Annotated in this window: 11 protein-coding genes and 1 riboswitch; of the genes, 3 read left to right on the top strand and 8 right to left on the bottom strand. The window is 71.1% G+C overall.

The genetic code is table 11. The annotated features are described in order from the left end of the window. Positions 1-9 precede the first annotated feature (9 nt). From ACIRBX_RS22055 to ACIRBX_RS22020, 8 genes are all read right to left on the bottom strand, one after another. Positions 10-834: a class I SAM-dependent methyltransferase gene (locus tag ACIRBX_RS22055; protein ID WP_402298756.1), complete on the bottom strand. Its 825-nt coding sequence runs from the start codon at positions 832-834 to the stop codon at positions 10-12. A gap of 51 nt (positions 835-885) precedes the next feature. Then, positions 886-1,926 (bottom strand): ABC transporter ATP-binding protein, encoded by a 1,041-nt coding sequence (locus tag ACIRBX_RS22050; protein WP_402298755.1) that lies wholly within the window; start codon positions 1,924-1,926, stop codon positions 886-888. 34 nt (positions 1,927-1,960) lie between these two features. After that, positions 1,961-3,034, bottom strand: coding sequence for an ABC transporter ATP-binding protein (locus ACIRBX_RS22045; protein WP_402298754.1), 1,074 nt, complete (start codon positions 3,032-3,034; stop codon positions 1,961-1,963). Beyond that, on the bottom strand, positions 3,031-4,029 hold the full coding sequence (locus tag ACIRBX_RS22040; protein WP_402298753.1) for an ABC transporter permease: 999 nt from the start codon (positions 4,027-4,029) through the stop codon (positions 3,031-3,033). Before ACIRBX_RS22040 ends, ACIRBX_RS22045 begins: the two co-directional genes overlap by 4 nt. Positions 4,030-4,135: 106 nt before the next feature. Next, positions 4,136-5,908: an ABC transporter substrate-binding protein gene (locus tag ACIRBX_RS22035; RefSeq protein WP_402298752.1), complete on the bottom strand. Its 1,773-nt coding sequence runs from the start codon at positions 5,906-5,908 to the stop codon at positions 4,136-4,138. Between the two features lie 108 nt (positions 5,909-6,016). Beyond that, on the bottom strand, positions 6,017-6,994 hold the full coding sequence (locus ACIRBX_RS22030; RefSeq protein ID WP_402298751.1) for an ABC transporter permease: 978 nt from the start codon (positions 6,992-6,994) through the stop codon (positions 6,017-6,019). 385 nt (positions 6,995-7,379) lie between these two features. Next, positions 7,380-8,150, bottom strand: coding sequence for an enhanced serine sensitivity protein SseB C-terminal domain-containing protein (locus tag ACIRBX_RS22025; RefSeq protein ID WP_402298750.1), 771 nt, complete (start codon positions 8,148-8,150; stop codon positions 7,380-7,382). A 155-nt stretch (positions 8,151-8,305) separates the two neighbouring features. Further along, positions 8,306-9,127, bottom strand: coding sequence for an enhanced serine sensitivity protein SseB (locus tag ACIRBX_RS22020; protein WP_402298749.1), 822 nt, complete (start codon positions 9,125-9,127; stop codon positions 8,306-8,308). Between the two features lie 161 nt (positions 9,128-9,288). Next, positions 9,289-9,392: riboswitch (glycine riboswitch) on the top strand. Positions 9,393-9,542: 150 nt separating this feature from the next. Between ACIRBX_RS22020 and gcvT the strand changes: the two genes are divergently transcribed. From gcvT to glyA, 3 genes are all read left to right on the top strand, one after another. Beyond that, entirely contained in the window at positions 9,543-10,652 is a 1,110-nt protein-coding gene (gene gcvT / locus ACIRBX_RS22015) for a glycine cleavage system aminomethyltransferase GcvT (RefSeq protein WP_402298748.1), read from the top strand. 81 nt (positions 10,653-10,733) lie between these two features. Continuing rightward, positions 10,734-11,108: a glycine cleavage system protein GcvH gene (gene gcvH, locus ACIRBX_RS22010; protein WP_402298747.1), complete on the top strand. Its 375-nt coding sequence runs from the start codon at positions 10,734-10,736 to the stop codon at positions 11,106-11,108. Positions 11,109-11,194: 86 nt separating this feature from the next. Further along, positions 11,195-12,460, top strand: coding sequence for a serine hydroxymethyltransferase (gene glyA, locus ACIRBX_RS22005; protein WP_402298746.1), 1,266 nt, complete (start codon positions 11,195-11,197; stop codon positions 12,458-12,460). The last annotated feature ends 45 nt before the right edge of the window (positions 12,461-12,505 follow it).

The raw sequence follows: 12,505 nt of genomic DNA, 5'->3' as shown, positions 1-12,505 counted from the left end.
CCCGGTGGCTCAGCCCGCTGCCACCCGGCCGACGGCCAGCAGGGCTGCCACCGGGAGCTCCACCGTGCCGTCACCGGCCGCGTGGCGGGCGGCCAGCCGCAGGTACGCCCGCTCGATCCGGGCGGCCACCGCCGGGGGCTGACCCTCGATCAGCGAGGAGGTGAGCACGGTGCCCTCCAGCACGTCCTTCCACCACCGCCCCGGCTCCACCCGGTGGGTCCAGCCGACCCGGTGCACCGCCACCCCGGTCAGCCCGGCCGAGCGGAACAGCTCCGCGAAAGGCTCCGGCGCCGCGTACGGGGCGAACGGGGCGCCGGCCGGCAGACCGGTCGGCCGGGTGGCCCCGGCCTCGGCGAAGGCGTCGAAGAACAGGCCCTGGGCCCGGTTCGCCGCCAGGGTGTCCCAGCAGGAGAGCACCACCCGCCCGCCCGGGGCCACCACCCGGGCCAGGTCGCGGACGGCGGCCGGCGGGTCGGGCACGTGGTTGATCACGAAGGCGCCCACCGCCGCGTCGAACTCCCGGTCCGCGAACGGCAGTCCGGGCAGCCCGGCGACCACCGCCACCGGCAGCACCCGGGCCGCTTCGGCCACCATCTCCGGAGCCGCGTCGGTGGCCACCACCCGGGCCCCGAGCGCTGCCGCCGCCACCCCCAGCCGACCGGTGCCGCAGCCCGCCTCCAGCACCCGCGTACCGACGCCGACGGCGGCCTCGGCGAGCAGCCGGGCATGCAGCCCTGCCGTCATCGCGCCGAAGCCGCCGTCGTACCCACCGCTGCGCCGGGACCAACCCGCGCGCTCGAACTCCTCGAAATCCACCACGTGCTGACAGCCCATCTGTGACCGGAGTGACCCGGCCGTGCCGACGGGCAGTCTAGGCGGTGGGTCCTACGCCTCGTCCCCCTCGGGGAAGTGGCAGGCCACCTGGTGCCCGGCCTTGGCCGCGACCAGCCGGGGCTCCTCGGTGGCGCAGACGTCCTGGGCCTTCCAGCAGCGGGTGCGGAAGCGGCAGCCGCTCGGCGGGTTGATCGGTGACGGGACGTCACCGGTCAGCCGGATCCGCTCGCGCTGGTCCTTGCGCCGGGTGTCCGGCACCGGGACGGCGGACATCAGCGCCTTGGTGTAGGGGTGCTTGGGCGCCGAGTAGAGCGAATCCCGCTCGGCGATCTCCACCACCTTGCCGAGGTACATCACCGCGACCCGGTCCGAGACGTGGCGGACCACCGAGAGGTCGTGCGCGATGATCAGGTAGGTCAGGCCGAGCTCGTTCTGCAGGTCGTCCAGCAGGTTGACCACCTGGGCCTGGATGGAGACGTCCAGCGCCGAGACCGGCTCGTCCGCCACGATCATCTTCGGCTTCAGGGCGAGCGCCCGGGCGATCCCGATGCGCTGGCGCTGGCCGCCGGAGAACTCGTGCGGGTAGCGGTTGTAGTGCTCCGGGCTGAGGCCGCAGAGCTCCAGCAGGTCCTGCACCGCGCGCTTCACGCCGTGCTCGGTGGAGACCTTCTGGAGCCGGAACGGCGCCCCGACGATGGTGCCCACGGTGTGCCGGGGGTTCAGCGAGGAGTACGGGTCCTGGAAGATCATCTGGATGTCGCGGCGGAGCGGGCGCATCGCCGAGACGCCCAGGTGGGTGATGTCCTGGCCCTCGAACTCGATCTTCCCGCCGGTCGGCTCGTCCAGCCGGGTGACCAGCCGGCCCATGGTGGACTTGCCGCAGCCGGACTCGCCGACCACGCCGAGGGTCTCGCCGGCCCGGACCTCGAAGTCGATCCCGTCCACCGCGCGGACCGCGCCGACCTGACGGCGCAGCAGTCCCTTGGTGATCGGGAAGTGCCGGGTCAGGCCGGACACCCGGAGCAGCGGCTCACGGTCGGAGGCCGGCGCGGGAGCGGGCACGGTCGCCGCCGTCGTCGATGAGTCCGTCATGGGGTCTTCTCCTGAGGGGTGGTACGGACGACGCTCACAGCCGGGGCGCGATCTCTTCGGCGAAGATGCGGTGCCGCTCGGCGATCGGCAGGTGGCAGGCGGCGTGGTGCCCGGGGGCGGCCTCGGCCAGCTTCGGCAGCTCCGAGGTGGAGCGCCCGCCGGTGCGGTCGGCGTACGGGCAGCGCGGGTGGAAGGCGCAGCCGGAGGGCACGTTGATCAGGCTGGGCGGGGTGCCCTTGACCGGCACCAGGCGGTCCTGGAGCGGCCGGTCCAGCCGCGGCATCGAGCCCAGCAGGCCCCAGGTGTAGGGGTGTTCGGGAGACTCGAAGAGGGTCGCGGCCCGGCCGCGCTCCACGCACTTGCCGCCGTACATCACCAGGATGTCGTCGGCCAGCTCGGCCACCACGCCGAGGTCGTGGGTGATGATGATGACCGCCGAGCCGAACTCCTTCTGCAGGTCCCGGATCAGGTCCAGGATCTGCGCCTGGACGGTGACGTCCAGGGCGGTGGTCGGCTCGTCGGCGATCAGCAGCGAGGGGTCGTTGACCAGCGCCATGGCGATCATCGCGCGCTGGCGCATGCCGCCGGAGAACTCGTGCGGGTAGGCGTCCACCCGCTTGTCCGGCTGCGGGATGCCGACCCGGTCGAGCATCTCGATGGCCCGGGTGCGGGCCTCCTTCTTGGAGGCGCCCGGGTGGTGGGCCCGGTAGCCCTCGATGATCTGCTTGCCGACCGTGTAGTACGGGTGCATCGCGGTCAGCGGGTCCTGGAAGATCATCGCCATCTTCTGGCCGCGCAGCTCGCGGACCCGGTCCGGGCCGGCCGCGATCAGGTCCTCGCCGTCCAGCCAGACCTCACCGGTGATCTTCGGCGATCCCCGCTTGCCCATCCGGTGCAGGCCCATGACGGAGAGCGAGGTGACGGACTTCCCGGAGCCGGACTCGCCGACGATGCCGAGGGTCTTGCCCTTCTCCACCGAGAAGCTGAGCCCGTCCACCGACTTGACCACACCGTCGTCGGTGGGGAAGTGCACCCGGAGGTCCCGGACCTCCAGGTAGGCCGAACCCGGCTGCCGGGCGGCGGACTTGTCGATCTGGATGTCGGTCATGCCAGCCTCACGCGGGGGTCGACAGCGGCGTACAGGATGTCAACCAGCAGGTTGGCCAGGATGATGAAGAACCCGGCGAAGAGCGTCACGCCCATGATCACGGGCAGGTCGCTGGCGGCGATCGAGGTGACCGCCTCGTAGCCGAGGCCACGGAAGTTGAAGGTGGTCTCGGTGAGCACCGCGCCACCGATCAGGCCGCCGAGGTCCAGGCCGAAGACGGTCAGGATCGGGGTGAGGGTGGAGCGCATGGCGTGCTTGCGGATGACCGTGCCCTCGCCGAGGCCCTTGGCCCGGGCGGTGCGGACGTAGTCCTCGCCGAGCACCTCCAGCAGGGTGGCGCGGGTGAGCCGGGCGTAGTTGGCCGCGTAGAGGAAGGCCAGGGTGACCCAGGGCAGCACCAGGTTCTGGAACCAGGCGACCGGGTCCTCGGCGAACTCCACGTAGTCGTGCGGGAAGATGCCCAGCTGGTACACGAAGATCGTGCTCGCCAGCATGCCGGTGAAGTAGATCGGCAGCGAGACGCCGGCCAGCGCGGTGGTCATGGTGAAGCGGTCCAGCAGCGAGCCGCGCTTGAGCGCGGAGATCATGCCGGTCATGGTGCCGAACACGACCCAGATGATCGAGGCGCCGAGCGCCAGCGAGGCGGTGACGCCCAGCCGGTCCAGCAGCACCGGCCAGACCTCGCGCTCGGTCTTGAAGGAGTAGCCGAAGCACGGTGCGTTGCAGTGGGTGACGTCCACACCGGTGCTGTAGTCGCGTCCGAGGACCAGGCCCTTGAGGAACAGCCAGAACTGCTCGATGACGGACTTGTCGAGGCCCATCTTGTGACGGATGCCCTCGATGGCCGCCGGGTCGGCGATCTTGCCGACGTAGAGCAGCGCGGGGTCGCTCCCGGCCAGTTTCGGCACCATGAAGAAGATGCCGAAGGTGACGGCCGCAACCACCACCAGCATGGCGACGACATTGACGAGCCGTCGGATGATGTACACGAGCACTGCGGTCGACCCCGCCCCCGGCCGGGCGCCCTCGTGGGGCGCCCGGCCGGGGCGGAGCCTTCACCTGCCCTTCGGACTAGCTGTGCGAACTACGGGACTGGGCAGGTCACTTGCCGTCGGAGGTACCGAGGGCCTGGAAGTCGACCATGCCGAACGCGTCGTTGATGAACACGTTGGTCAGGCGCGGGTTGCGGTAGTTGAGCGCGCGGTCCGCGACCACCGGCAGGTAGACGGCCGAGTCGGTCACCTTGTGGTTGATCTGCTTGTAGATCTCGGCGGCCTTGGCCGGGTCGGACTCGGCCGCGGCCTTGTCGAACAGGCCGTTGATCTCCGGGTCGTTGGTCTCCGGGTAGTTGCTGTTGCCGTTGGCGGTGATGAAGCGACCGTCCATCAGCGGCTGCATGTAGCCGGCACCGGTCGGGTAGTCGGCACCCCAACCCATCACGATCAGGCCGTAGTTCTTGCTCTTCACGACCTCCGGCGAGCCGGCCACCGAGGCGAGCAGCTTGCCGTCGAACTGGTCGATGGTGAGGTCGACGTTGATCGCCTTCAGCGCGGTCTGCAGGGCGACGGCGGACTTGATCTCCTTGTCCTTGTTGCCGCGGACCGCGATGGTGGCCTTGAAGCCGTCCGGCTTGCCACAGGCCGCCAGCTCCTCCTTGGCCTTCGCCAGGTCGGGCTTGCCGTCGACCAGGCCGAACGGGTCGTGGTTGTCCGAGCCCAGGATGTTCGGGGGCAGCATCGAGCCGTACGGCGAGCCGGCCACCGAACCGCCGCGCGCGGTCTGCAGCGCGGTCGGATCGGCCGCGTACAGGACGGCCTTGCGGCAGTGCTCGTTGTCGAACGGGGCGATCTTCGGGACCAGCGCGATGTACCGGATGAAGCCGTTGTACGGGTCGTCGGTGTTGGCCTTGAGCTTGTCGTTGGTCAGCACCTGGGCCTGCGCGGCCTGGGACAGGCCGGTCTGCGCGAAGTCGAGGTCGATCGAGCCGTCGAGCAGGCGCTTGTCCATGTCGTCGGCGTTCGAGGTGATGGTCAGCTTGACCGCGTCCGGGAGCGCCTTGCGGAACGGGTCGGTGGCCGGGTCCCAGTTCTCGTTGCGGACGAACTCCACCGACTTGCCCGGGTCGATCGACTTGAACTTGTACGGGCCGGAGGAGACCGGCTTCTCACCGTACTTGGAGCCGGTGTCGGACTTGGCCGGGATCGGCGAGGCGGTGCCCATCGCGAGCAGGTAGGGGAAGGCCGAGTCGGGCTTCTCCAGCTTGAAGACGATGGTGGTGTCGTCCGGGGTCTCGACGGTCTTCAGACCCATCTTGTCCGGGGTGGTGTCCGTGTAGGGACCCTTGTAACCCTGGCCCTGGTCGAGGACGTTGACCAGGTAGGTCGGACCGCCGGAGATGACGTCCTGGGCGAAGACGCGCTCGATGCCGTACTTGATGTCCTTCGAGGTGATCGGCGAGCCGTCCTCGAACTTGATGCCGCTCTTGAGCTTGAAGGTGTAGGTCTTGCCGTCGGCGGAGACCTCGGGCTTCGCGGAGGCGAGGTCCGGCACCAGCTCCAGGCCGCCCTTGCCCGGCTTGGCGTCGAAGGCCAGCAGGGTACGGGCGTAGAAGCGCTGCATGTTCCAGATCGACGCGTAGTACGCGCGGCCCGGGTCCCAGGAGTCGGCGTCGGTGCTGCTCCAGAGGTTGAGCGTGCCGCCCTTCTTGTCGGACGGGTTGAGGACCTTGTCGACGGCGGCGTTGAAGCCACCGGCCGAGGCCGACTTGCTCGCGCCGTCGGATCCGCCCTTGTCCTTGCTGCCACCGCAGGCAGTCGCGGTGAGGGCCAGCGTGGCCACCAGGGCGGCGGCGGCGAGCGTCCGGTTTCGCGTCATGGGTACTTTCCTCCTGATGGTCGTACTGGGGTGGAACAGTCTCGGGATGTCCTGTTCTGACGGGCCGTCGGCACAGGGGCCGGCCCGTGGGGGTGCACCGGCCCGGGCTCAGTTGCCCTTGGGGTCCAGCGCGTCGCGCAGCCCGTCACCGAACAGGTTGAAGGCCAGCACCGTGACGAAGATGGCCAGACCGGGCACCACCATGTAGGTGGGGCTGACCTGGTAGATCCGGGTGGCCTCGGAGAGCATCTGGCCCCAGGACGGGGTCGGCGGCTTCACGCCCGCACCGAGGAAGCTGAGGGCGGCCTCGCTGAGGATGTTGGTCGGGATGATCAGGGTCGCGTAGACCAGGATCGGGGCGACCAGGTTGGGCAGCAGCTCGCGCAGCAGGATGTGCGGCCAACCGGCGCCCAGGCTGCGGGCCGCGTCGACGAACTCGCGTTCGCGCAGCGACAGGGCCTGGCCGCGGACGATGCGGCCGATGTAGGGCCAGCCGAAGAAGCCGATCACCAGCACCAGGATCGCCATCCGGACGGCACTGCCCTCCAGCCCCAGCACGGAGTTGGGCATCACCGAGACCAGCGCGATGGAGAACAGCAGCTGCGGGAAGGCCAGCAGCACGTCCATCACCCGGCTGATCGCCGCGTCCACCCAGCCGCCGAAGTAGCCGGCCGCGATGCCCGCGAGGACGCCGATGACCACCGACACGCCTGCGGCCAGGAAGGCCACGGTGAGCGAGATCCGGGCGCCGTAGACGATCCGGCTGAACACGTCGCGGCCGAAGGTCGGGTCGACGCCGAGCAGGAAGTCGCTGCTGATGCCGCCGAACGCCCCCTTGGGGAGGCCGAGTTCGGGGTTGATCTGGTCCGGGTGGGGCTCGTCGACCGGGTGGCCGAACAGCGCGGTGAGCACCGGCGCGAAGATCGCGGCCAGGATCAGCAGCAGCACCACGACACCACCGGTGAGCGCGACCTTGTCGCGCTTGAGGCGGTCCCAGGCGATCCGGCCGGGCGACCGGCCCTCGATCCGCTTGACCGGGGCCTCGGCGGCGTCCGGTGCGTTGGTGCTCTTGGTGGAAGTGCTCATGGTGTCTTTCGTTTCCCCTCGCCGACGGTGGCCGGCCACGGTGCCGTACGTACACCGAGCAGCGGGCCCGGGTAGGGCCCGATCCTGGATACGGTCCGGAATCGCGATTGCGAAAGGTGCTGAGAAGCAAGGGAGTTGCCGGGCAGCTCAGGTGAACCCCGTACTGCACTGGGCAGACTCTCTGGCATCGGGGAGGGCTTACGCCAGACCTGACAAGCGAAGGATGCCCAACTGTGATCTGTCCGCATGCACGCCCGTGTCCTGGCGAATAAGCCTCTTCACACAGTGGTTACTCAACTGTCAAGATGCGTGCGAATGATTGTCCGAACACCCCGTCAACTGCCCTTTCGGGCAGGCACGGACGGCCGCTCCGGCCGGGGCGGGCTCAGCGCCAGGGCTGCTGCTGGGGCCAGTACCCCTGGGGCGGGTGGTTGGCCGACTCCCGGTCGAAGAACGGACGGGCGAAGGCGCGCAGCCACATCGCCACCGGGTCGAGCTCGTCGGCCAGCAGCACGGTGGAGACCGCCAGGCCGGCCGGGGCGTGCGCCACCGCGCGGTGCACCAGCGCCCGGGCCGCCTCGACCGAGGGCGGCGAGGTGTCGTAGAGGTCGAGGCCGACGGCCAGGTACGCCTCCCCGACCGCCGGGCGCACCCAGGCCTGGCGCAGCGCCCGCAGCGGGCGTACGGCGGCGGCCTCGCGCTGGAGCTGGGCGTAGAACTGCGGGGCCTGCACGGCCGGCTCGGCCAACTGGAGCGGTCCGGCCGGCAGCCGGTCCAGGCCGCCGGCGATCCGCCGCAGGTCGGCCCAGGGCACCCCGACCCCGCCACCCGGGACGTGCGGATTGAGCCACAGGCCCCAGCGGGTGCGGTACAGCGCGTTGGCGATCTCCACCCCGGAGATCACCTCGTGGCTCCTGGCCCAGCCGCACCGGACCAGTTGCTCGGGCGAGGTGACGGCGGGGGCGTAGCCGTGCCCGCCGATCTCCATGTTCCCGTACTGGGCGTCCGGGCTGCCGGGGTGGCCGTGCCAGAGCAGCATCCAGACCCGGCCGCCGGCCAGCGCGTGCAGCAGCCGTTCATAGGCGTCGAAGCGCTCCGGCGCGACCTCGCCGAGGGCGCGCTCGATCGCGCCGTCTGCCGCCGCTCCCGCGCTCATGCCGTGCTCCGCCCGCCGTCCCGTCTCGTCCTCGGCCGGCTCCGGCCGGTCATGGTTGCCCAGGGCAGCCTATTGGCCCCGCCCGACACCCGTCATACCGCCGCCCCGTACCGGCGCGTAACGGTTCGGGGGTCAGTCCCGCCCCGGCCCCCGCCTCAGCCCGCCGAAGCCCCGGACCGGACGTAGAACGGACGGACCCGGGTGAGCATCCACTCCACCACCGGGTCGGCCACCAGGTCCAGCAGCACCAGGTGCACCCCCCAGCGCGGCGGCATGGCCCCGAGGGCCCGGCCGAGCGCCTCGTTGACCTGCCCCGGATCGGCCGGCCAGGCCGGGTCCAGCTGCACCCCGACGAACAGCACCGGGGCGTCCAGCTCGACCCCGGCCAGCGCCCGACGGGCCGTCAGGACCCCCGGCAGCTCGGCGAGTTCGGTGATCGCGGCCCCCAGGAAGGCGTACGGCTCCTCGGCCGGCTCCGGCTCCCGCAGGGCCACCCGGGCACCGCCCTCCGGCTGCTGCTCCCAGCGCTCCGAGGCCGGCCCCCGGCGGAGCTCGCCGACCCCCTCCGGCGGCACCGGGATGCCCACCGGCGCCTCCGGGTTGACCGCGATGCCGACCCCGACCGGCAGCCCCCGGGCGAACTCCCAGGCCGGCGCGATGGCGAACGGCACGCCGGGGGCGATCTGCAGGAAGAGCTCCTGCGAGGAGAACACCGGCACGTACGGCGAGCCGGCCAGCTCGATGGTCGGCAGGTCGAGCCCCTGCCCCTGCGGGTCGGCCCCGGACGGCAGCGGGATCCAGACCTGACTGCGCGCCAGCACCTCGATCACCCGGGGCGTGGCCCCCGGATCGCCCAGCGCCGCCGTCAGCACCTGCTCCAACTCGTTGACCGGCCAGCTCCCCCCGGCCGGTGCGGTCCCGGGCTCCGCCCAGCCCTGTGCCCCGCCCTGTGCCCCGGTCCCGCCCGCGTGGTCCATCGGTCGCGCCCCTCTGTAGCCGTGCGGGGCTCAGCCTAGGCCCTGAGGGGGCAGTGGTGACGGGGTGTCGGGCAGACCTGACCTGCTGGGCGGACCCCTCTCCCGTCCCGGCCCGGTCTCGTGCCATGATGACCCCGCCCGACAACTTCACAACGGCCGCTCGAACCCGCGCGGGAGAGTCCGGAGTGCGCCCCGCGCGCACAGCCGGCGCCGAAGGAGCAAGTCCTCCCCGGAATCTCTCAGGCACCCCTACCGCACGGGCGAGGCAGATCTGGAAAGTGGACACGGCCGCGCCGTGCGCCCACCCACGGTGCAAGCCGCCATCCTTGGATGGCGGTGAAGCTCTCAGGTTGCGACGACAGACGGGGAGACTCCACCCCCGCATGCCCGTTTCCGGCCAAGGAGTTCCGTCGCCATGTCCCCTCGTCTGACCGCGCTCGACGCCCTGCACCGCTCGCTCGGTGCCACCATGACCGACTTCGCCGGCTGGGACATGCCGCTGCGCTACGGCAGCGAGCGCGAGGAGCACCTGGCGGTCCGCACCAAGGCCGGCCTGTTCGACCTCTCGCACATGGGCGAGATCACCGTGACCGGCCCGCAGGCCGGCGAGCTGCTGGACTTCGCGCTGGTCGGCCACATCTCCGCGCTCGGCATGCTGCGCGCCCGCTACACGATGATCTGCCAGGAGGACGGCGGCATCCTGGACGACCTGATCGTCTACCGGACCGCCGAGTCCGAGTACATGGTGGTCGCCAACGCCTCCAACGCCCAGGTGGTGCTGGACGCGCTGACCGAGCGCGCGGCCGGCTTCGACGCCGAGGTCCGCGACGACCGGGACGCCTACGCGCTGCTCGCGGTCCAGGGCCCGGAGGCGAACGGCATCCTCGGCTCCGTCACCGACGCCGACCTGCCCGGCCTCAAGTACTACGCCCTGCTCCCGGCCACCGTGGCCGGCAAGGACGTCTGGCTGGCCCGCACCGGCTACACCGGCGAGGACGGCTTCGAGGTCTTCTGCGCCCCGGCCGACGCCGAGCACCTGTGGACCGCGCTGACCGCGGCCGGCGCCGACGCCGGCCTGGTGCCCTGCGGCCTGTCCTGCCGCGACACGCTGCGCCTGGAGGCCGGCATGCCGCTGTACGGGCACGAGCTGTCCACCGAGCTGACCCCCTTCGACGCCGGCCTCGGACGGGTCGTCAAGTTCGAGAAGGAGGGCGACTTCGTCGGCCGCAAGGCCCTGGAGGCGGCGGCCGTGCAGGCCGAGTCCAACCCGCCGCGCAAGCTGGTCGGCCTGGTCTCCGACGGCAAGCGGGTGCCGCGCGCCGAGTACGCGGTCGTCAGCACGGACGGCACCCCGATCGGGCGGATCACCTCGGGTGCCCCCTCCCCCACCCTGGGCAAGCCGATCGCCATCGCCTACGTGGACGCGGCGCACGCCGCCCCCGGCAGCGCGGTCGCGGTCGACGTGCGCGGCAAGCACGAGCCGGTCGAGGTCGTGGCGCTGCCCTTCTACAAGCGCGCCCGCTGACCCTTCCTCACATGTTCCGAGCTGCGGTCCGCTCAGCGGACGGCTTCGCCCTACCCTCTTGCGATCCTGGAGAATGACGTCATGAGCAACCCCACGCACCTGCAGTACACCGAGGAGCACGAGTGGCTGACGGCCGCCGAGGACGGTGTCTCGACGGTCGGCATCACCGCCCACGCCGCCGACGCCCTCGGTGACATCGTCTACGTCCAGCTCCCCGAGGTCGGCGACACCATCACGGCCGGCGAGTCCTGTGGCGAGCTCGAGTCCACCAAGTCGGTCAGCGACCTGTTCTCGCCGGTCACCGGCGAGGTGACCGAGATCAACCAGGCCGTCATCGACGACCCGGCCTCGGTCAACAGCGACCCGTTCGGCGACGCCTGGCTGTTCAAGGTGAAGATCACCGAGGCCGGCAAGCTGCTGACCTCCGCGGAGTACGACGCCTTCATCGGCGCCTGACCCCTTGGTAGACGGGTGACGGCCGCAGCGCGGCGGCCGTCCCCTCCCCGGTCCCCTGCCCGCACCGCCCCACGGGAAGACCCAACATGACTGTCCTGAACCAGTCCCTGCACGCGCTCGACCCGGAGATCGCCGCCGCGGTCGACGCCGAGCTGCACCGTCAGCAGACCACCCTCGAGATGATCGCCTCCGAGAACTTCGCGCCCGTCGCGGTGATGGAGGCCCAGGGCTCGGTCCTCACCAACAAGTACGCCGAGGGCTACCCCGGCCGTCGCTACTACGGCGGCTGCGAGCACGTCGACGTGGCCGAGCAGATCGCCATCGACCGGGTGAAGGAGCTGTTCGGGGCCGAGTACGCCAACGTCCAGCCGCACTCGGGCGCCTCGGCCAACCAGGCCGCGCTGTTCGCCATCGCCCAGCCCGGCGACACCATCCTGGGCCTGAACCTGGCGCACGGCGGTCACCTGACCCACGGCATGCGGCTGAACTTCTCCGGCAAGCAGTTCAACGTGGTCGCGTACCACGTGGACGAGGCCGGCCTGGTCGACATGGCCGAGGTCGAGCGCCTCGCCAAGGAGCACCGCCCGAAGGTGATCATCGCGGGCTGGTCCGCCTACCCGCGCCAGCTGGACTTCGCCGAGTTCCGCCGGATCGCCGACGAGGTCGAGGCGTACCTGTGGGTCGACATGGCCCACTTCGCCGGCCTGGTCGCCGCCGGTCTGCACCCGAACCCGGTGCCGTACGCCGACGTGGTCACCTCGACCACCCACAAGACCCTCGGCGGTCCGCGCGGCGGCATCATCCTGGCCAAGCAGGAGTTCGCCAAGAAGCTCAACTCCTCGGTCTTCCCCGGCTTCCAGGGCGGCCCGCTGGAGCACGTGATCGCGGCCAAGGCGGTCTCCTTCAAGGTCGCCGCCTCGGACGACTTCAAGGAGCGCCAGCAGCGCACCCTGGAGGGCGCCAAGGCGCTGGCCGAGCGGCTGCTCCAGGACGACACCAAGGCGGCCGGCGTCTCGGTGCTGTCCGGCGGCACCGACGTGCACCTGGTCCTGGTCGACCTGCGCAACAGCGAGCTCGACGGCCAGCAGGCCGAGGACCGCCTGCACGAGGTCGGCATCACGGTGAACCGCAACGCGGTCCCGAACGACCCCCGCCCGCCGATGGTCACCTCGGGTCTGCGGATCGGCACCCCGGCCCTGGCCACCCGCGGCTTCCGGGCCGAGGACTTCCGCGAGGTCGCGGACGTCATCGCCGAGACCCTGCTGCCCGGCTTCGACGAGGCCAAGGCCGAGTCGCTGAAGGCCCGGGTCACCGCGCTGGCCGTGAAGTACCCGCTCTACCCGGAGCTGTAGTCCCCCGGTGGCCCTACGGCCACCTTGCTCTTCCGGGGCACCGCG

The sequence above is a fragment of the Kitasatospora sp. NPDC096147 genome (genome assembly GCF_044763225.1).
Lineage (GTDB): Bacteria > Actinomycetota > Actinomycetes > Streptomycetales > Streptomycetaceae > Kitasatospora.
This window is presented reverse-complemented; position numbering and strand designations above follow the sequence as displayed.